Origin of the sequence: Nonlabens xiamenensis, assembly GCF_003865345.1 — a bacterium.
In the GTDB taxonomy this organism is placed as follows: Bacteria; Bacteroidota; Bacteroidia; order Flavobacteriales; family Flavobacteriaceae; genus Nonlabens; species Nonlabens xiamenensis.
In genome coordinates, this window is sequence record NZ_RMVE01000003.1 from 344037 (window position 1) to 364239 (window position 20203).

22 protein-coding genes are annotated in these 20203 nt (G+C 41.0%); 13 read left to right on the forward strand and 9 right to left on the reverse strand.

Going from position 1 to position 20203, the window contains the following annotated elements; translation table 11 throughout:
- Position 1: 1 nt before the first annotated feature.
- Entirely contained in the window at positions 2-226 is a 225-nt protein-coding gene (locus EGM47_RS09970) for a VF530 family protein (protein ID WP_124980665.1), read from the reverse strand.
- A 2-nt stretch (positions 227-228) separates the two neighbouring features.
- Positions 229-759 (reverse strand): SixA phosphatase family protein, encoded by a 531-nt coding sequence (locus EGM47_RS09975; RefSeq protein ID WP_124980666.1) that lies wholly within the window; start codon positions 757-759, stop codon positions 229-231.
- Between the two features lie 123 nt (positions 760-882).
- Between EGM47_RS09975 and EGM47_RS09980 the strand changes: the two genes are divergently transcribed.
- The 5 genes from EGM47_RS09980 to EGM47_RS10000 all read left to right on the forward strand — a co-directional run bounded on the left by EGM47_RS09980 (position 883) and on the right by EGM47_RS10000 (position 4689).
- Positions 883-2100 (forward strand): bifunctional alpha/beta hydrolase/OsmC family protein, encoded by a 1218-nt coding sequence (locus tag EGM47_RS09980; RefSeq protein WP_124980667.1) that lies wholly within the window; start codon positions 883-885, stop codon positions 2098-2100.
- Positions 2097-2585 carry a YdeI/OmpD-associated family protein gene (locus EGM47_RS09985; RefSeq protein WP_124980668.1) on the forward strand — a complete coding sequence of 163 codons (489 nt, stop codon included), beginning with the start codon at positions 2097-2099 and terminating at the stop codon, positions 2583-2585. Before EGM47_RS09980 ends, EGM47_RS09985 begins: the two co-directional genes overlap by 4 nt.
- Before the next feature lie 59 nt (positions 2586-2644).
- Positions 2645-3256: a superoxide dismutase family protein gene (locus EGM47_RS09990; RefSeq protein ID WP_124980669.1), complete on the forward strand. Its 612-nt coding sequence runs from the start codon at positions 2645-2647 to the stop codon at positions 3254-3256.
- A gap of 102 nt (positions 3257-3358) precedes the next feature.
- The gene (locus EGM47_RS09995; RefSeq protein ID WP_124980670.1) at positions 3359-3895 is read left to right on the forward strand and encodes an RNA polymerase sigma factor; all 537 of its coding nucleotides are present in this window, start codon (positions 3359-3361) and stop codon (positions 3893-3895) included.
- The gene (locus EGM47_RS10000) at positions 3895-4689 is read left to right on the forward strand and encodes an anti-sigma factor (protein ID WP_124980671.1); all 795 of its coding nucleotides are present in this window, start codon (positions 3895-3897) and stop codon (positions 4687-4689) included. Before EGM47_RS09995 ends, EGM47_RS10000 begins: the two co-directional genes overlap by 1 nt.
- Before the next feature lie 684 nt (positions 4690-5373).
- Here EGM47_RS10000 and EGM47_RS10005 read toward each other — a convergent pair.
- From EGM47_RS10005 to EGM47_RS10025, 5 genes are all read right to left on the reverse strand, one after another.
- Entirely contained in the window at positions 5374-6684 is a 1311-nt protein-coding gene (locus tag EGM47_RS10005; RefSeq protein WP_240642389.1) for a tetratricopeptide repeat protein, read from the reverse strand.
- A gap of 80 nt (positions 6685-6764) precedes the next feature.
- Positions 6765-7376, reverse strand: coding sequence for a DUF4331 family protein (locus EGM47_RS10010; RefSeq protein ID WP_124980672.1), 612 nt, complete (start codon positions 7374-7376; stop codon positions 6765-6767).
- A gap of 35 nt (positions 7377-7411) precedes the next feature.
- Entirely contained in the window at positions 7412-8131 is a 720-nt protein-coding gene (locus EGM47_RS10015) for a DUF4331 family protein (RefSeq protein ID WP_124980673.1), read from the reverse strand.
- Positions 8132-8245: 114 nt separating this feature from the next.
- Positions 8246-9019, reverse strand: coding sequence for a LytR/AlgR family response regulator transcription factor (locus tag EGM47_RS10020; RefSeq protein WP_124980849.1), 774 nt, complete (start codon positions 9017-9019; stop codon positions 8246-8248).
- Between the two features lie 65 nt (positions 9020-9084).
- Positions 9085-10701 carry a 2TM domain-containing protein gene (locus tag EGM47_RS10025; RefSeq protein ID WP_124980674.1) on the reverse strand — a complete coding sequence of 539 codons (1617 nt, stop codon included), beginning with the start codon at positions 10699-10701 and terminating at the stop codon, positions 9085-9087.
- Between the two features lie 219 nt (positions 10702-10920).
- Here EGM47_RS10025 and EGM47_RS10030 point away from each other — a divergent pair, with 219 nt between their 5' ends.
- The 3 genes from EGM47_RS10030 (at position 10921) to EGM47_RS10040 (ending at position 12926) form a co-directional block, all read left to right on the forward strand.
- The gene (locus EGM47_RS10030) at positions 10921-11706 is read left to right on the forward strand and encodes a M90 family metallopeptidase (RefSeq protein ID WP_124980675.1); all 786 of its coding nucleotides are present in this window, start codon (positions 10921-10923) and stop codon (positions 11704-11706) included.
- A 79-nt stretch (positions 11707-11785) separates the two neighbouring features.
- A complete protein-coding gene (locus EGM47_RS10035; RefSeq protein ID WP_124980676.1) occupies positions 11786-12559 on the forward strand; it encodes a S1/P1 nuclease in 774 nt (257 codons plus the stop codon).
- Positions 12560-12644: 85 nt separating this feature from the next.
- Entirely contained in the window at positions 12645-12926 is a 282-nt protein-coding gene (locus tag EGM47_RS10040) for a hypothetical protein (RefSeq protein WP_124980677.1), read from the forward strand.
- Positions 12927-12928: 2 nt separating this feature from the next.
- On the opposite strand, the gene EGM47_RS10045 is transcribed toward EGM47_RS10040, so the two are convergent.
- Positions 12929-13672 (reverse strand): DUF6503 family protein, encoded by a 744-nt coding sequence (locus EGM47_RS10045; protein ID WP_124980678.1) that lies wholly within the window; start codon positions 13670-13672, stop codon positions 12929-12931.
- Positions 13673-13727: 55 nt separating this feature from the next.
- Between EGM47_RS10045 and smpB the strand changes: the two genes are divergently transcribed.
- The 3 genes from smpB (at position 13728) to EGM47_RS10060 (ending at position 17396) form a co-directional block, all read left to right on the forward strand.
- Complete coding sequence (smpB, locus tag EGM47_RS10050) at positions 13728-14189, forward strand: SsrA-binding protein SmpB (protein ID WP_124980679.1); 462 nt, start codon at positions 13728-13730, stop codon at positions 14187-14189.
- Between the two features lie 297 nt (positions 14190-14486).
- Positions 14487-16982, forward strand: a complete 2496-nt coding sequence (locus EGM47_RS10055; RefSeq protein WP_124980680.1) for a DUF5686 and carboxypeptidase regulatory-like domain-containing protein — start codon at positions 14487-14489, stop codon at positions 16980-16982.
- A 123-nt stretch (positions 16983-17105) separates the two neighbouring features.
- The gene (locus EGM47_RS10060; RefSeq protein ID WP_124980681.1) at positions 17106-17396 is read left to right on the forward strand and encodes a hypothetical protein; all 291 of its coding nucleotides are present in this window, start codon (positions 17106-17108) and stop codon (positions 17394-17396) included.
- A gap of 72 nt (positions 17397-17468) precedes the next feature.
- Here EGM47_RS10060 and EGM47_RS10065 read toward each other — a convergent pair whose 3' ends face one another.
- A complete protein-coding gene (locus EGM47_RS10065; protein ID WP_124980682.1) occupies positions 17469-18110 on the reverse strand; it encodes a protein-L-isoaspartate(D-aspartate) O-methyltransferase in 642 nt (213 codons plus the stop codon).
- A gap of 139 nt (positions 18111-18249) precedes the next feature.
- On the opposite strand from EGM47_RS10065, the gene EGM47_RS10070 reads away from it, so the two are divergent.
- Positions 18250-19218 carry a Gfo/Idh/MocA family protein gene (locus tag EGM47_RS10070; protein ID WP_124980683.1) on the forward strand — a complete coding sequence of 323 codons (969 nt, stop codon included), beginning with the start codon at positions 18250-18252 and terminating at the stop codon, positions 19216-19218.
- A gap of 94 nt (positions 19219-19312) precedes the next feature.
- The gene (locus EGM47_RS10075) at positions 19313-20200 is read left to right on the forward strand and encodes a 3-hydroxyacyl-CoA dehydrogenase family protein (protein WP_124980684.1); all 888 of its coding nucleotides are present in this window, start codon (positions 19313-19315) and stop codon (positions 20198-20200) included.
- Positions 20201-20203 lie beyond the last annotated feature (3 nt).

Here is a 20203-nt window from a genome sequence, read left to right on the forward strand (position 1 = left end):
ACTATTTTTTGACAAATGTTTCCAGGTAGAGTTCTTCCACTTGCTGCCTGGCCCAGGGAGTTCGCCTTAAAAATTTAAGACTGGACTTGATGGAAGGATTCGTATTGAACGAATTGATCCTGATTTTATCACCCAGTTCGTACCAACCGTAATGTTCTACCAATTGGGTAACCATATCGGCCAGTTTGATACCGTGCAGCGGATTATTAGGTTGCTCGACTGCCATAATTAATCCATAAAATCCATGCTTTCTTTTGTAGCGCTGGAGTTGCCATTGTTATCTACACGTACAACAAAGAAAGTATCGTAATCAGATTCGTTTAACTCGGGATAATTCACATCATCTTGGAGGTCATTTGCATAATTGTGTATGGTATTGGAATGACCAAAAACAACCACCGTTTTTCCCCGATACCGCTCCAAAATCGCCTTCCCTGTAAGTGTTGAAACGTCATAGATTTCAATCTCTAAACCTTGTGCCTCCGCCAATGCCTTGGCAGTTTGACGTGTGCGATTAAAGTCCGAACTCAGGACATGATCGACTTCTTTCAGGAAAAAATAATTGACCCATGCCTTGGCGCGTTGTTGCCCCTTTCGGGTTAGCCCCGGGTCCTTTCCTTGACTCAAGTCTTTTTCGGCGTGACGGATCAGGTACAAACTGGTCAATGAATCTGAATCGGCATCATTTTTTTCTTGGCCAGACCCGGTATGCATACAGGAGATGACAAGGAAAGTCAGTAGAAAGGATAGATATTTCATGTAGAGGAACTTTGTGTAAAAATACCAAAACCTATGGCAACAGACGAGTTTGAAACGATCTTAATAAGCCATTAGGTTACCGAAAACCGACGATTCTCCCTATTTTTAATGAAAATTTGAGGAATGAATTATGAAAAAATCAGCTTTACCAATGCTCACGGCTATGAATTAAGTGGTCGTTTGGAATTGCCAGCTGACCGGTTACCACACAACTATGCTATTTTTGCTCATTGTTTTACCTGCAGCAAAAACTTTGTTGCAACGCGCAATATTTCAAGAGCTTTGACTACTGCCGGATACGGTGTTCTAAGGTTTGACTTTACTGGATTGGGAGAATCTGATGGAGATTTTGCCGATACTAATTTTTCAGGCAATGTAGAAGACCTATTGGCCGCTATCGACTTCATGTCGTCTTCTTATGAAGCTCCCACGCTATTGATAGGTCATAGTTTAGGAGGAGCGGCGGCTATCTTCGCTTCCGCGAAAGCGAAATCTATCAAAGCCCTCGTGACTATAGGGACACCTAGCGATACCAAACATGTAAGAGGATTGTTTGGGGATCAGATTGATGCCATACGTAAGAACGGAGAAGCTACTGTGGAATTGAGCGGAAGACCCTTTAAAATCAAAGAACAGTTTTTGGACGATATCAACGAACAAATGCTTACTGATACGCTCAACAAGTTGCGTAAACCCATTCTCATTGCCCATTCTCCACAGGATAATACTGTTGGCATACAACACGCAGAAAAACTGTATCAATCTGCCATCCATCCCAAAAGTTTTATCTCGCTGGACGGCGCAGATCACCTCCTTATGGATACAGCCGACTCAAAATATATGGGAGAAGTGATCGCTGGCTGGGTTTCTCGCTATATAGAACTACCAGCACCTACCCAGCTCAACTCTGAACATCCTGTGGTCGCCAGTTTGGATCAGAAACAAATGTTTACCACCCAAGTGAAGGCAGGAAAACATTATTTTACCGCAGATGAACCTGAAGATGTCGGTGGAAAAGATTTTGGCCCCACGCCATATGAGTTGATGTCCAGTGGTTTGGCAACTTGTACAGTGATGACCATGCAGATGTATGCCCGAAGAAAGGAATGGCCATTGGACAATGTAGAATGCCATGTGAATTACGCTAAAAAACATGCCGCAGACTGTGAGCAATGCGAGGATGACGCTTCCAAGATTGATACTTTTGAAAGATATATCCAAATTAATGGAGACCTGGATCAAAAGCAATTGGATAAACTCATGCAGATCGCAGATAAATGCCCAGTCCACCGCACATTGCATTCCCAAACCCAAGTTATTACAAAACTGGTCCAGCCATGATCTATGAATTTAAAGCCACATTAAATCATGATGGTTTTACTGGAGCCATTCTGATACCTGAAGACATCGCTGCACAATTGGCCCAAGACAGAGTGAAACGCGTGGTGGCAGAATTATTCCACGATGACCGATCGCTTACCCTTTATGCAGGTGTATTGAAAAAAAAGGGAGTAGTGTATTTAATGTTTTCTAAAGCCAAAAGAAAGGAGTTAGAGGTTGAGCCCGGCGATACCATCAACGTGCAAATGAAGGAGGATACCAGTAAATATCAAGCACCTATGACAGAAGAATTAGAGGCTGTCTTGTTGAGTGATTATGAAGCATACCAGATATTTGAGCAACTGCTGCCTGGCAAACAGCGCAATATTATTTTTATGGTTTATAAAGCCAAAGACTCCCAAAAGCGAGTGGATATTGCCCTAAATGCTATGGAAAACCTAAAAATGGGCAACGCCGACCCTATGAAATTTGAGAAACTATTATGACAAAATCGCAGCCGAAGTACTTATTTTTATCTGCAATAACAACCTTAAACACACAAACTATGAAAAAATTAACTATCGCATTGATGGCTTTTACTATTTCTCTGGGAATGACTTCCTGTAAAGAGGAGAAAAAAGAGGATATGCAAGATGAAGAAATGATGGAGCATAGCGATCACGATGGAGATCATGACCACGAAGATATGGATGAGACCCAGTTGATGATAGGTAAAGAGCTTACCGTAACTCTTTCTGCTAAGAGTGGAAGCAGTGCAAACGGAGTTATCGAATTCATGCAAACTGAAGAAGGCGTCGTGATGGAAGCAGATCTTTCAGGACTTGAGCCTGGACCGCATGCCATTCATATCCACCAGAATGGAGATTGTAGTGCAGAAGATGGAAGCAGTGCAGGAGGCCACTGGGATCCTACCAGCGAGGCTCATGGAAAATGGGGCGATGAAATGCACCACTCTGGAGACATTGGAAACCTGGAAGCTGATGAAGAAGGCAACGCTACCTTGACTTTTAGCACGGACAAATGGTGTATTTCCTGTGATGATGACATGAAAAACATTGTAGGTAAAGGCGTGATAGTACATGCCAAGGCAGATGATTTCACTTCACAGCCCAGTGGCGCTGCCGGAGCTCGAGTAGCTTGTGGCGTGATTGAATAAGCGCTGGCCGTTAAGATAATTCTGACAATCGATAAAAAATCTGTAGGTTTCTTTCCTGCAGATTTTTTTTTTGCATCTTTACTGGATAAACCAAATGATTTTATGAGCACACAACCAGACTTATTAATCGCTAGAATGAAGAGTGGTGATGAAAGTGCCTTTTCCAGGGTATACGATCGTTACCAGGAAGCTTTGCACGGCGTAATCTTTAATATCGTAAAGGATAATGCGGTGTCTCAAGAAATACTTCAGGATGTGTTTATCAAGATCTGGAACAACTCACAATCCTACGACAGTGAACAAGGGAGATTTTTTACTTGGGCTCTTAATATTTCACGCAATGCCTCTATCGATTATCTACGTTCAAAAGGACATAAAAACAGTTTAAAAAACCTAAGTACAGATAATTTCGTAGATGTATTAGAGACCAGCGATGATCTCGAAAAAGAAACCAACGCCATTTTCCTAAAAAAATGGATACAGAAATTGGAACCCATGTGTGTACAGATCATTGACGTGATCTTTTTCAAGGGTTTTACATTTAATGATGGAGCAAAAGAATTGGACATGCCTTCTGGAACACTAAAAACCAGGCATAGGAAATGTATGATGGCATTGCGTAATATGATACTAAACTAATGGATACTCAAGAACTGATCAATAGCGGCGAACTCGAACTCTACGTATGTGGAGTGTTGGACCTTGAGCGATCCATTGAGATTACTCAAGAAATTAAAGACTCTGTCGAGGTACAATTGGAGGTAGAAAAAATCGAAACCACTTATATAAAATTAGCCCAAGGTTTAGCGCCATCTAAAGATGAGCAAGCTATTTACGACCGTTTGATGGCCAATATTCAGACAGGTGGCAACAACAGAACTAAAGAAGGGTCTTCTTGGACCGGATATTTAGGATGGGCAGCTGCCATTGCTTTCCTATTGGGTTGCGCTTACCTATATAATAATAATGCAGAGTTGAACAACGCCAATTCTCAATTGGAAAATGAAGTAACCAATATTCAACAAGAAAAAGAATTCCTCGATGCGGAGATGGAAAACATTAAAGTTTCCAATGAAGATTACCAAGAGGCCTTAACGTTTATCAAGGATAGAAATACGGTTAGGGTAGATCTAGCTGGTCAGCCCGGTTTTGACAACACCTTTGCAACGGCATTCCATAACCCAGTTGAAGATGTGACCTATATAGATATGACGGGATTACCCCCGGCTCCAGATGGTAAAGATTACCAATTATGGTCTCTAACGCTGAATCCGCTGACGCCTACTAGTTTGGGTGTGGTCAAAAACGATACGGACTTGCTGCGTATAGAGAATCCGTATGCCACAGAAGCCTTTGGAATTACCCTAGAACCAGCTGGCGGAAGTCCAGGACCTAACCTGGAACAGTTGTACACTCTAGGGGTGATCAACTAGCCTATATTACTATTATTTTTGGTCTGCCTTCTCCAGGCTCTTTTAAGAGCCTGAAGAAGGCATTCACAAATTTAAATGTCACCCAATGTGACGATGAAAGAATCATGTGTACAGCAACCAAACTAATGACTTTTGAGGCAAATAATAGAATTCCTGAAACAATGATCTTGTGTATTTAGATACGCTACTATTATTTCTTTAATAGGGATTGATGGTATCTCTAATGGTCAACTGTTGGGGCGCGTATAAAAGCAAGTTATCTAAGTTGCTTTTGAGTTTGCTTAAGTCACTGGATGTCGACTCACCCGGGCTAATTATTAAACGCTGTGGGCTTGTCGTTTTATAGCCAGTGCTAAAGAAAATCCTTGTAGCTGATGGAAGAGTCGGTCTAATCATTTTCCGCCCTTATTCCTTATTTTCCAATAGTGGTTAAGCTATTTTCACCAGATAACTTATCAGGCAGAAAACTCACCATAGTTTTTAAAGTGTAGCGAACGAGACCAAGGGCGATGAGATGTTGAATAATCAATACTCAGCCAAACTTCTATAAATAAAAAGTGCCTGAAATCTTAATGATCCCAGGCACCCAAACTAACCAACCAAAAAAACTGCTTTTCCCTGTACAGTAAAGTTGTTGTTTAACCGTTATACTCTATTTACGTAATAAAAACAAAGTCGGTTTTATTATTTGGACATTTTTTTAATAGATGTCATGGTTACTGGCCCTAATTCATAAGCTGCCTCCATCAATTCTGATTGATACTCCCTTGCCTCTTCATTCAGATCATTGGCAAGCAGAATTTCGTATGTGTGTAATGCAGCGACAGGTTCATAGGTTTTATCAATCACATGGGCACGATGGTTTTTCAATGCCTCCTCTTTATTATTGTTTTGCAACAAGGCATATCCCAATAAGTCATAAGTTTCAGGCGTAGGCCTGTGTTCAACTTCCTCTCGGGCAAGCTGAATGGCTTCCTCTTTCATTTTTAGGTTTCCTTGTGCCAATAACTCGATGCGGTAGGTATTGTAAAGCTTACCATATTTGTCTTGTGATGTCTCTTCCAAGAATTCTTCTCGCAGTCGATCTGCTGCGGCAGTATCACCTTGAAACTCCTTAATTTCGGCGATAGCGAGTTTATAGTCAGGTAAGGGATGATTTTCCTGTAATGCCTGAAGTATGTCAAGGGCTTTTGCAGGATCATTTTCGTGCGCGTATTCTATCCATGCGATACCTTTTAGGGCATAGTAATTGTCAGGGTCCAGCGCTAAAGTTTTAAGGTAGTGCTGATATGACTTATCGATCTCGCCATTGTGGCCATAATAATCAGCAATATTTGAATTACTCCACAATTGTAAACTAGTGTTTCCACTCTGATCTGCCAGCTTTTTGGCCTTTTCCATCATCTGTAAGGTAGCAGCCAGATCTCCTTTAAAATCATTCCATTTGGCAGCACGGATGAGGTAATTGTAGTCCCTGGGATTTTCTAGGTTATCCAGCATCTTTTCGGCCAGGGGATAATCTCCCAATTCCATCGCGATATCAAAATATAGCATCTGCTCTTCTTTGCTTAGCTGTTCAGTAGTAAAGGAACGCATTAAACTATCTGCTCTTCTAAACTGATGCTGTTTAATGTATAATTGTGCTAACCCCAGCTTTGCTTTCCAAGGTTTGATAGCCAGGTGTTCTACTTGACGTTCTTTGCTTTGCACTGCTTTGTGCAGGTGATTTACATCGGCCGTCAAATCATAAGATGTATTATACATTACAGAAAGTCTACCCAGGTCTCCCACTGCATTGGGCTGAGACTCTAAGCGTGTTTCCATGCTATCGATGTCCTGTTGTAGATCGGCTATTTTCTGTTGGTTCTCAACATTGAGATACTTTATATAATCTGCCGAATCGGTGATCTTGTCTATGCTTTTTTCCTTTTGGGTTTCTTGCTTGCAGGAAACGATTGAAAGAAGCAACAAAATGATAATAATATTGTTTTTCATGGTAAGGTGGTGGTAGTTATTTAAACAAAAATGCCGATTTCAATTGTAGAAATCGGCATCATTTAGACTAATTCAAAATTTTAGAACTGGGCTGGCGTCAAATACGGGAATGTACTTGTGCTCGTACCAGCTTCTTGGGACACGTTATCTGAAACCAAATTTGGTGTACCGTTATTTCCATCAAATCGTTGTCCAGAATTCCCTCCGAAGAGTACAATTAAAGAAACATCGATTACATCATCTTCTAGCGTTCTTCCAGTCAAAAAGCTAGACGGCATCGTTAGTGCAGTAGCACCAGTTCCAGGAGTGAAGTATGACGTTGGAGCATCTGGGGCAACTTGCAATACGTCCAATGAAAGCACTGCTGTAGTTTGTCCTCTATCCAATCCGAGAATATTATTCTCAAATGTGGCTCCATAGGCATTATAGTAAGCACCTAAAGTAGCGTCAAAAGTACCAGCATAATCAGCCAATTGTGTGGATGGAGTGGTGACGTTAAAATTGTTTTTAGCGGCATCAGATCCCGAAAGCACTGTATTAATACCTGGTCTACCCATTTGATCCTGGGTCATAAATGTTCCAGAGAAATCAGTATCTACCCCACCTCCGGTGATTAGATCGTCATCGCTGTCACAGCTCATTAAAAGGCCGGCTGCCAATGCTGCGGTAAGTATATAATTGAATATTTTCATGATTTTTTCTTTAAGAGTTAAAATTTGATCAGTAATTATCGTCTTTTGGTTTCTACCCAAACATTATAAGAATCTGGCAACCCGTAGACAGGTGCCATCAAACCTGCACGAAACTGATCGGCAAGATGGGTAGGCGCAGTTCCTAATAACGAATTAGGCACTTCTACCACAACTGCGTTGACATTTAAAGGTTCAAAGAAGTTACTTCCTGTCGTACCGAATCCATCTGCTGGAGCTGTACTAATAACAGTATTAAATTGATTAAAGTCAAAGAAGAAAGCGTCTTGACGTTGACCTGCAAAGGCACGTACGCCATTGCTCAATGTCTCTCCAGCGCCGTTGATCTCCACACTACCAATAGCTTGATTAACATCAATGCTTCCTGATAGACCTGTATTTCCCGCAGCGTCGTAAGGACCAAAGAAATACATACGATCTCCTTGTCTCAAGGCTTGGATGACCAATTCCTCAGTAACCCCAACCGAAGCAGGGAACGCACCAGGAACATCTGCGCCTGTGTTATCAATATTAATCTCAATCATCACGTTTTCGTCAAAATTGGCGGCCGCATCTCCTGCAGGCAAAGTGACAATAAAAGTGGTAGCATCAGTATTTTCTCCTTCAAAAGCGTAGAAATCTGCTATGTCGGCAGTTGTACTCGCAACGTTAGGAGCATCGAGGTGGTCAGCCGCGATAAAGATGCTTCCTGCAATCGCAAGAACAGCAAGACTGGACCAAAGGGCAATTTTTTTCATCGTAAAATGGTTATTTTGATTATTTACCCAATCTACGAGTATGCTTACCAGGTGGTTTCACAAGTTTTGTTAAAGTATTCCCAAGGCTTTAACAAACCTTATACAAACAATGCTCTACTTATCCAGCCAATTCTTGAAATCCTTGACCCGCTCTCTACTGACGATCAAATCAAATTCGTTAAAGGAATTTATTTTCACTTTTAATCTAGAGTTGGTATGGTGTATCATGTCATCAATCGCATTTACATTGACAATCGCTTGTCTTGAAATACGGAAGAACTGCTCAGGATCCAGTTCATTTTCCAACGATTCCAGCTTGTTGTCGATCAAATAATTACGACCATTGTCCAGGTGCAGATAAGTTCCCTTATTTTCCGAATAAAAAAGCTGAACTTCATCGGTGGGGAATAGTTTAAGGTGTTCACCTACTTTGGCGGTATATCGCTTTTTGTAGGTTTTGCCTACTGGATTACCTAACATTTTTGCGATATCATTGAAGTCTATGGTTGCAGGTGGAATGTTGGTGGTATCGCTTTCGCGAAAGCGATTTCTAAATTGCTGTACTGCGGTCTCCAACTCTTCCTCGTCAATGGGCTTTAATAGGTAATCAATACTATTCAATTTAAAAGCCTGAAGGGCATATTCGTCATAAGCGGTGGTAAAAATAATGGCACTGTCTACCTGCACCTGATCAAAAATTTCAAATGAAAGACCATCACTGAGTTGGATGTCCAAAAAGATGAGATCAGGTGACGGATGGTTAAGCAGGTATTCTGTGGCTTCCTGTACAGAATGCAACATGGCCAGTGGCTCCAAGTCCAATTCCTTGAGCATACGCACCAATCGCCTGGCCGCTGGCTTCTCATCTTCAATGATGATGGTTTGTATATTTTGTTTGGTCATTATTTGATGTTTTATTGATGGGTCAATATATCTGTGTAGGAACGTCCTTTTTATTCTTCCATAAATTCTTGTAGTTTACGTTCCTGCCATTGTTTATTGGTAAATGGGTTGCGTCCAAATGTTCCATAGGCGTGGCCGAGCAGTCCTAATCCCCAGCCGGCTAGTGTGTAAACGAACCAAGGGGTGGACCATTGATTTTGATAATAATTGAAGGAGGCAATACCCAGGTTCACAACTATATAAATCATCAAGTGATAATAAAAGGAGCGTATTTCCTCTACCCGCTTTTTGGCAGTGTTGTATCTTTCTTTATAACTCTCTTTTTGGTTGGTATAGGTATCTTGAGGTTGATCCAGTAAGACCTGGATTTTGCGTTCCTCCCATCCCCTGCCTAAAAAACCAGAATTACTAAAAGTCCTCAGGTATCGGAAAAACAGCCCTAATGACATTCCCAAGGCAGGAAAAATCACCCATGGAAAATCAGAGCTAAAGAAATTGAGAATGGATAACAGAGCAACGATAACTACGGTTTTGGCAATACTATCATAGAATGATTTGATTCGACTCACTCGTTCTCTAGCTTGGACCAATTTTATATCCTCCACTGCGGCAGGTGCTTCTGGCGTAAGTTGGACATTCTCTGGTCCATCGAGAATTGGAATTTGAACCTTAAATTTACCATCGGCTTCAGAGGTGCTCATCTTGCGATCTGTAAAGAGCTGGTACCTGGCAGCAATATTGTTAAGACCTACACCACTGCTTTTCTTGACGACAGGCTTGACCTGCAAACTATTTTCCACCACCAGATTGCCCGCCTCCTGATAAATGCGTATTTGCAAGGGTTTTGTATCACTGATCACATTGTGTTTTACTGCGTTTTCTAATAATAGCTGCAAGGAAAGTGGCACGACCATGAGCTCAGAAAAAGCAGGGTTATTCTCAATGTCCACCTGGATACTGTCTTCAAATCTGGTCTTCAGCAGACTCACATACGTATCGGCAAATTTTAATTCTTCCTGTATACTTACAAGATCCTTATTGCGCTGCTCCAGCACGTATCTATAGACTTTGGACAGCGAGGTTGTAAATTTTGTGGCTGCCTTTGGGTTCTCCTCTATCAACGAAACCAATACATTAAGGCTATTGAACAAAAAATGTGGATCCAACTGATTTTTCAGCGCATCGAATTGAAGGGTGGCCGACCTGGCAATACTTTTTTGCTCTTTCACCTTATTGGCATTCAGCTCGCGGTAAAAATAAACGGCGTGAAATGTGATACTCATCACAATAGTAATCAGCAAACCAAAGGTGTACCATTCCAGTGATTGATCACTGAGGTATTTGTCTAAGGGAACGTCATAGATCACCACATACATAAACATGAGCAGCAGAAACAAACTCAGCATCGTTAGAATAATGGATCCTACCGCGCCATATATCAACCGTTGCGCCGGTTGTTCCAGCCAAGAAAAATGCTTGTCCATCCAATCAAAGAACCACTGATTGACGAAAGTAAGCGTGACCGAAAACAGTAGGTTGATGGAGAACTCTTCCAGTTGTACAGACCAGGACTTGAAACCCCCATCAAATACCACATCTATAAGACTGATTCCTATTGCAATGAGGATAGCAGCCAGGAGGTTTCTGAATATACGTTTAGAAGTCATGAGTTGGAATTGAATTTTAAAAATAGTCCTTTCTAATACAACAGTACAAATCTGCTATTTGAAGGTAGGCTGTACCAGCAAAACTTACCCAATTGTCAAAAGCTTATACTGAACTGTAATATGTCCGTGGAATTCTGTTGGTTTTTTATCAAACAATTAACCGAAACTTGTAGGAAAAATAGATGAATCTCAGATACATTTGGGCACAAAATTAATCTATTGGTTTTCCTCTATATCCTTCCCATTGTGGCTGCCGCACTGCTTCTTTATTTTTTTGTGTTTAAAAAAGATACACCTACCATTGATTACCCTACCGTTCAATGGCATCAACCCCTGATGGAAAAAGTGTTGTTTTATCAGCAACTGAATGATGTCGAACAAAGAAGATTCAGATATAGAATGGCGATTTTTCTTGAAGATACTTATGTGGAATCGGTAGGTTTTGAGCTGGAGGAATTAGATCGTGTGCTCGTAGCTGCAAGTGCTGTAATTCCGGTTTTTAAATTTCCTGCCTGGCATTATGACGAGCTGACTGGTGTAATCTTATATCCAGATAACTTTAATAAGGATCTTGAATTTGACCACAGCGGAAAGGATAGATTCATCGGTGGGCTGGTAGGAACTGGGAGGTATAAAAACCAAATGATTCTGTCCAAGACATCACTGTATCACGGTTTTGACAACCAAACCGATAAACGCAACACTGGTATACATGAGTTTGTGCATCTGATAGATAAGACTGACGGCGATACCGACGGTGTTCCTGAAGTGCTATTAAAACAATCCTACGTTATTCCTTGGATCAATCTGATGCACCAAAAAATGGATGCCATCAACAAGGACAAGTCGGACATTCGCGCCTACGGAGGTACCAGTCAGGCAGAATTCTTTGCTACAGCCGCAGAATATTTTTTTTCCCGCCCCAAACTCATGCGACGCAAACATCCAGAGCTCTATCGTATGCTGAAGCAATGCTTTGATCCTTCTCTTAAAAAGGCTGCTTAATCTCCTACACATTTACCGCAAGCCTTATTGAACCTGGCATAAATTGATTTTCACCCCTTACTTTTGTAAAAAACTTATTATGCGTCAACTACTTCTCCTTTTCTCAATATTAGTATTCAGTCTTCCTGCTCATGCCTTTGATTGGGGAAAAACTGGTCATCGTACCACTGGCGCTATTGCCGAGCAATACCTTACACGCAAGGCGAGGAAAAACATCGCTAGATTACTTGATGGGGAGTCACTGGCATCAGTTTCCACCTATGCAGATGAGATCAAAAGCGACGAAGCTTATAGAAAATATAGTCCATTGCACTATGTCAATATCCCATTTGATCAAACCTATGACACCCATCCGCCTAGCGACCGAGGAGATATTATTACTGGTATCGACCAGTGCATCGCCGTTTTGAATTCTGCTACCGCTACAAAGGAAGAAAAGGCTTTTCAATTACGTATGTTGGTGCATTTTGTTGGTGACCTACACCAGCCCTTACATACCGGCTTGCAAGAAGATAAAGGGGGGAATGATTTTCAGGTGCGTTGGTTCAATGACGGAACAAATCTGCACCGGGTTTGGGACACTCAGATGATCGAGCATTATGGCATGTCCTATTCAGAATTGGCAGCCAATATGCCCAGACTGAGTCGCAAAAACCGCAAAGCAATGTCGACAGGAACTCACCGCGAATGGTTGGAGGACAGCAGGAAATTGGTTAAAAAAATCTACTCCGATACAGAAAAAGGAGATCAATTGGGGTACAGATATATGTATGATTATTTTAGTACCCTAAAATTACAGTTGCAAAAAGGTGGGGTAAGACTTGCAGCACTACTCAATGAATTATTGGGCTAGAAATGAGATTAAACTGGTAAGGATACCCCCACGAAATAGTTATTAAATAGCTCATTGTAACTTTCAATCGCTCAACACTGACCTTATGAATATCAAAAGACTGTTGACTACCCTGGCGATAGCACTTTCGCTATTACTCATACCGTTGATCGCTATGTTTTTCACGAAAGGAGTTCAATGGAGTACAAGCGATTTCTTGATGATGGGTGTCCTACTTACCGTTTTGGTTGTAATATTCGAGTTGTTGAGAAACATCAAGAAACGCAAATTTCGCATTCTGGCGATGATCGTTCTATTGTTTTTTTTCCTTTTGGTATGGGCAGAATTGGCCGTCGGAGTATTCGGGACGCCTTTTGCCGGTACCTAGAACTATTCGGTTAATTTCACTTTGGCCCTTTCCAATTTAATCTCGCTTATTTTTTCCAACTTACCTTCTTCCCAAAGGTCATCCATTTTGGACAAAGTAGGATCTGTTTGCAATGCTTTATAATTGTTGTAATCCTGAACAATAACTCCGTTGAGGTTGCGTCGGTTCACGCTTTCGCGAAAGCGATATCCACATTCTTGCTCGCAATAGGAATAGGCAAGAAAGTCGATCAAAAAGTTCTCAGCATCAACCCAATAAACAAAAATATCATCATGGTCTTCTCCACCACCTTCCTCGTCAAAGGTGACTTCTATTTCATGATAGGTTTTTCCCTTGATCAGGTCCTGTCCCAAATAGCGCAAATTGATGGCTGGTCCATCCAACCCAAATGGTAATTGGGCAAAATATACCACGCTATTTAAACTGGCAGCATATCGGTTTTTCAAACTATCTGCAATCATTTGAATCTCACCATCGCTGGATCTGGTAAAACCTTGATTGTTCAACCGATCGACAACTTCAAGACTATCTATTTCCAGATGACGCTCATACACGTAGTTGCCGTTTTTTCGCTCGACCGCATAAGCAATACCTCTGAAATCAAATTCCAGTCGGGCGTTTGAAGCAATCGCTGTCCCGTGAGCCTCGAGTGCCTTATTCATGATTTCGCCTGCAGATGGTTGTGGATCCTGACATGCTCCTATGGTCAAAAGCACTAGTAATATGATCAGTTGTTTCAATTTCATTTCACAAAGATATAAGAGATTACAAAGCGGTTTAAGGTATATTTGTCCCGATTATATGGATTTTAAGAACAAAATAGAGATAAAGAATCGCAAGGCCAGGTTTGAATATGAAATCCTGGATAAATATATGGCGGGCATCGTGCTGACGGGTACAGAGATCAAGGCCATTCGCTTGGGAAAAGCCAGTATAGCCGAAAGTTTTTGCGAATTCAAAAATCATGAACTTTATGTCATCAATATGACGGTTCAGGAATATTCACATGCGACCTATTTCAACCACAATCCAAAACAAGAACGCAAACTTCTTTTGAACCGTAAGGAGCTAAAAAAACTGGAAAAAGAGGTAACCAATTCAGGGAACACCATTATTCCTCTCAAACTTTTTGTGAATGACCGTGGATTGGCCAAACTCGATATCGCTTTGGCCAGAGGTAAAAAGCTTCACGACAAAAGAGAGACCATAAAGGATAGAGATAACAAGCGCCGACTTGATGCCATCAAAAAACAATTTGGATAGACACTTTTGATCTTTAAAAATATTGAATGAATGTCCGCGCCATCGACAGTATAAATTGATCTCCCAGTGCAAATGATTTATTGATCTTGAATAGATGATAACCTAACTAAGCATTTAGGTTATTGTGAGGCTGATCTTTCTAGCATGGGAATTGATGCTTGAGTTGAAAAAATTGGTTTATAAATTCTCCCAGACAACCTTTTTACATTTCGTACGTCTTAACAATAGTTAGGAGTCATTCACACTGATTCTTAAAAAGTCTTGTTTTCTTTGTACAACCAAACCAATTACCAGCCAATGAAATTTATCTCTACCTCTTTCGTTCTGTTCATTATTTCTCTTTTGGTGTCCGCTTTTGCGAAAGCGCAACTTACCGGAACCCTGACCGATACCAATAATGAACCCATTGCCTTTGCCTCTATATACATCAAAGGTACTTATCAAGGAACCACTACCAATACCGATGGAAGCTATGCTCTACAGCTCAACGGGAAAGGGCAATACGAGATCGTTTATCAATCGCTGGGCTACGAACCACAAACCATCAGCGTAGATTTTATCGAACAAGGGCAAGTACTGGATGTTCAATTAAAAGAAGAAGTCGCCTCACTAGAGGAAATAGTACTCCAAAGCGATGAAAACCCTGCTGAAAGAGTGATACGAGAGGCCATTGCTCACAGGGAAGAAAATCGGAGAAAGTTTTCCAGTTATACGGCCAATTTTTATTCACGAGGGATCTGGCGTATGGAGGATGTACCAGAAAAATTTTTAGGTCAGGAAATTGGCGACCTGGAGGGATCGTTAGACTCTGTCACCCGTAGCGGTGTCATTTATCTGTCAGAGACCTTTTCAAAGATTGCCTATCAAGCTCCAGATAATTTTAAGGAGCATATCGTCGCCAGCAAGATCAGTGGTGATGACAATGGTTTCAGTGCCAATAGTGCAGAATCAGCCAACTTTGATTTTTACAACAACAATATAGATTTAAACAATCGTATTGTCTCCCCTATTGCAGACTATGCATTTGGGTACTACAGATATAAATTGTTAGGGACTTTTTATGATGATAATAATTTCCTGATCAATAAGATACAAGTTACTTCACGTAGACCTAAAGACAACACTTTTGATGGAATCATCTATATCGTTGAGGACCAATGGACCATTTATGGTTTGGAGTTGACCACGCTTGGAGAAAACATCAATGTTCCTGCCATCGACTCCATTACCTTTAATCAAGACTTTACTTATGAGCCATCAAGCGGAGACTGGGTGAAACGCTCCCAAAGTATAGATTTCTCTTTTGGCTTATTCGGATTTAAAGGAAATGGAAGGTTTATCGCCAATTATACAGACTACAATTTTGATCCACAATTTGAGAAGTCCTCCTTCGGTCCGGAGGTACTGAGTTTTGAGCGTGATGCCAACAAAAAAGACAGTACTTTTTGGAATACCAAAAGACCGGTCCCTTTAACCGTTGAAGAAACTAAGGAGTACATTAAAAAAGATAGTATATCTACTGTGCGCAACGATCCCAAATACAAGGACAGCGTGGATAGGGCGCGCAATAAGTTTCAGGTGATGGATCTGTTGAATGGTTATACCTACCGAAACAGCAAGAAAAACGAGCGCTATACCTATAACGGCTTTGCAGGATTAGATGCTTTTAAAGGATTTAATACTGTACAGGGGTTTATGATGGGTACAGGGGTGAGTTATTACAAGGGATTCGATGAAGATTATAACTCGTCTTTATATATAGGATCCGACTTTACTTACGGATTCTCGGATGACCGCTTGCGATATACAGGAAGAATTACCTATAGATTCAATCGCATTAATTATCGCTATCTCACGTTAAGCGGCGGTACAGAAACCCGGCAAATCAACAATTCAAACCCGATTACTGGGCTGGAAAACATGATCTCAAGTTTAATGTTTGAACGCAATTTTGCCAAGTTCTATGAAGTGGATTTTGGACGGATCGGCTACGGAGAGGAATTATTCAATGGTTTGTTTGTAAATGCTTCAGTAGCTTATGAGCGCAGACAGCCATTGATCAATACCACCGATCAGGTATGGTTTACCCAAAGTGATGTAGATTACACTAGTAATAATCCGCTTGAACTGGACAACGGCAGGATAGCCTTTATTGATGACCATCAGATCCTTAAAGCAGGTTTAGATGTTCGATTGCGTTTTGGCCAGAAGTACCAGAGTTATCCCGATCGTAAATACAATATTACCAACGAAAAGTACCCTACGGTTTACTTGAATTATGAAGGGGGATTTGCTTCCGACAACAGTAATTATAATTTCCAACATTTACGCATGAGTTTAACCCAGGGATTTGATATGGGTAATCTGGGTAGAAGCAGCTATTGGGCCAATGCCGGCACTTTTTTCAATGCAGAGGATATATCTTTTGTGGATTATCGGCACTTTAATGGTAATCAGTTGCGGTACAAACTTTCTGCTCTTAATCCATACAGCTTTGGCTTGTTGAGTTATTATGATTACTCCACTAATGAAGACTATGCACAAGTTCATCTACAGCATGATTTTAAAGGATTTATCCTAGGTAAAGTACCAGGTATCAATCGGCTGAATCTGGACATGGTACTCAGTGGTAAAGCTTTGTTTACAGAACGTAAACCTTACTTTGAAGCTAGTGCTGGTATCAATAATATAGGATGGGGAAAATTTAGACCTTTTAGGGTAGATTATGTGCATAGCATTACCAGTGGTCGGAATTATGGCGCCTTTATTTTTGGTGCCAACCTTGGCTTCTAAAGCCTGATCCTCTCTGTATTTCAAAAGATGAAGCTATAGTAGGTATCCAAAAAACCTTTCCATGCTTTTTTATTGAATATGTAGAATTTTATAGATTTGGCACTTATCATTTAAGCCAACCTTATGTTAGAAATATTTCTGATTATTTTCCTGTCTAAAAAAATTGGTCGTATGGTCGAAGCCAAAGGCCACAATAAGAAATGGTATCAAATAGGCTTTGTCATTTCCTGGATAGTTCTAGAAATATGTGGTTTTATTTGGGGAGCGATCTTGTTTGGAGAAAATGGAATAGCCACTTACCTGGTGGCAATCATTGGTGCTGCTTCATCTTATCTCACTTTTTATATTATTGCCAAATCACTGGAAGACCGAAGCAAATTGGATGAGGACCCATTGGTCCCTGTCAATGGTTAACTGACTGCACTTAACTGAAAATATTTGCCGTTCAGTGGCTTTTACAGTCAATGATTAGAAGAGTCTTTGTTATTAGTTTTTTCCTCCCAGAAAGGGCACGAATCTGAATTCGCCAAATGTTCTTTTGGTAAATTCAGTAGCCGACTCACGAATAATCAATGTCATGACCTGTGCATTCTCCCCTACTGGAATCACTAGCCTACCTCCTATTTTGAGTTGGCTTAACAAAGTCTGCGGAATCTCTGGAGCTCCACAGGTAACGATGATAGCATCAAATGGGGCGTCTCCAGGTAGGCCTTTGTAACCATCACCGAATACAAATTTTCTGGGACGATAATTGAGTTTTCTAAACAACAGGCTTGTTTTTTTGTACAGCTCATTTTGGCGTTCGATGGTATAGACTTGAGCCTTCATCTCAAGAAGAACAGCACACTGATAACCACTACCAGTTCCAATCTCCAACACTTTTTGCCCAGCCTGCAGCTCGAGCAATTGACTTTGAAAAGCTACCGTATAAGGGTGTGATATTGTTTGGTCAGCACCAATGGGGAAGGCCTTATTCTGGTAGGCGTGTTCCAGAAACGAGCTGTCCAAAAATAAATGACGGGGAACCTGATTCATGGCCTCAAGAACAGTCGCATCGGTGATGCCTTTTTCCCGCATTAAATCCACCAACTGACGGCGTTTTCCTTTATGTATATAATTGTCTTTGATGTTTCAAAAATAATGGCTTACCAGTAGATTCCTGTGCCCAATACCTATCGTTTTTTCAACAATTTAATAGGTAGGAAGAATCGTATTGTGGCCTTTTTAATCAGGTTGGTATTTGCTATTTTTACAAAAAACAGAAATAATGCTAAAAGCAGGCGTGTTGGGTGCGGGCCACCTGGGAAAAATCCACCTTAAACTTTTACAACAAAGCGACAGGTACGAACTGGTTGGATTCTATGATGCTCACCCAGAATACGCCAAAAAGATTGAGGCCGAGTTTGGTTACACCTATTATGAGGATGTAGATGAACTGATTGCCGCTTGTGATATGATCGATGTGGTAACTCCCACTTCCTATCATCACGCTAGTGGTATCAAGGTTTTAGAGGCAGGAAAACATCTTTTCGTAGAAAAGCCGATCACGGTGAGTGTAGAAGAAGCAGAGGAATTGATATCGCTTTCGCGAAAGCGGAACCTCAAAGGACAAGTGGGACAAGTTGAGCGATTTAATCCGGCGTTCAGGGCCGTAGCAGATAGGATTGATAACCCGATGTTCATAGAGACCCATCGCTTGGCAGAATTTAATCCTCGGGGAACTGATGTCAGTGTCGTACTGGATTTGATGATACACGATATTGATGCGATTTTGAGTGTGGTAAAGAGTCCAGTAAAAAGAGTGAGTGCTAGCGGTGTATCAGTCATTTCAGAAACTCCGGATATTGCCAATGCGCGCATCGAATTTGAAAACGGATGCGTAGCCAATCTTACGGCCAGTAGAATCAGTTTAAAGAAAATGCGCAAAGCTAGATTCTTTCAACGGGATGCGTATATCTCTGTAGATTTTCTATCCAAAAAAGTAGAAGTCGTACGTATGCAGGATGCACCAGAAACACCTGGAGATTTTGACATGATCTTACAGAATGCTGAAGGCGTTAAAAAACAAATCTATTTTGACAACCCTGAAGTCTCTGACAATAATGCTATTTTGGATGAATTAGAGACTTTTGCAGATGCCATTGAAAACGACACCAGGCCTATTGTCGATCTGGAAGATGGAAAGGCAGCACTGGATGTTGCTTTACAGGTAATTCAAGAGTTCAAGGCTTTGTAATTATCAACTGGACTGGCTTTGATCCATTTCAGCATTAAGTTTCCAACCTCCAAAAGCATTTTTTAATCAATAATACCTAAGAATACTCAGAACAATGAAAAATATTACCGTAATCGGAGCTGGAACTATGGGAAATGGAATAGCCCATACTTTTGCGCAATCAGGTTTTAAAGTGAATCTTGTCGACATATCGCAGGAAGCACTGGATCGAGGTTTGGCCACCATCGCTAAAAACCTGGACCGAATGATCGCCAAAGAAAAAATCACTGCTCTAGACCGGGAGGAAACTTTAGGTAATATTACTTCTTACACGCAATTGACTGATGGCTTAAAGGAAGCCGATCTGATCGTAGAGGCAGCGACAGAGAATCTGGAGCTCAAACTCAAAATATTTAAAGATATAGACCAGGCTGCTCCGTCCCATTGCATTTTGGCCACCAATACAAGTTCGATCTCTATAACCCAAATCGCAGCTGTAACTACCAGACCAGAACAAGTGATCGGGATGCATTTTATGAATCCTGTTCCCATCATGAAGCTGGTAGAAATTATCAGAGGTTATTCTACCAGTGATGAAGTCACGAGGACGATTATGGAACTTTCTCAAAAGTTGGGCAAAACCCCCACCGAAGTAAATGATTATCCGGGTTTTGTAGCCAACAGGATTTTAATGCCCATGATCAACGAAGCCATTGAAACCTTGTATAATGGCGTGGCTGGTGTTCAAGAAATAGATACCGTGATGAAATTGGGAATGGCTCATCCCATGGGGCCATTGCAACTGGCTGATTTTATTGGGTTAGATGTATGTCTGAGTATTTTAAATGTAATGCACGATGGCTTCAAAAACCCTAAATACGCTCCGTGTCCTCTATTGGTAAATATGGTGATGGCTGGAAAAAAGGGAGTCAAGTCTGGTGAAGGTTTTTATGACTATTCCGAAAGTCGAAAGGCAGAAGTAGTCAGCGAAAGTTTTAAGTAAAAA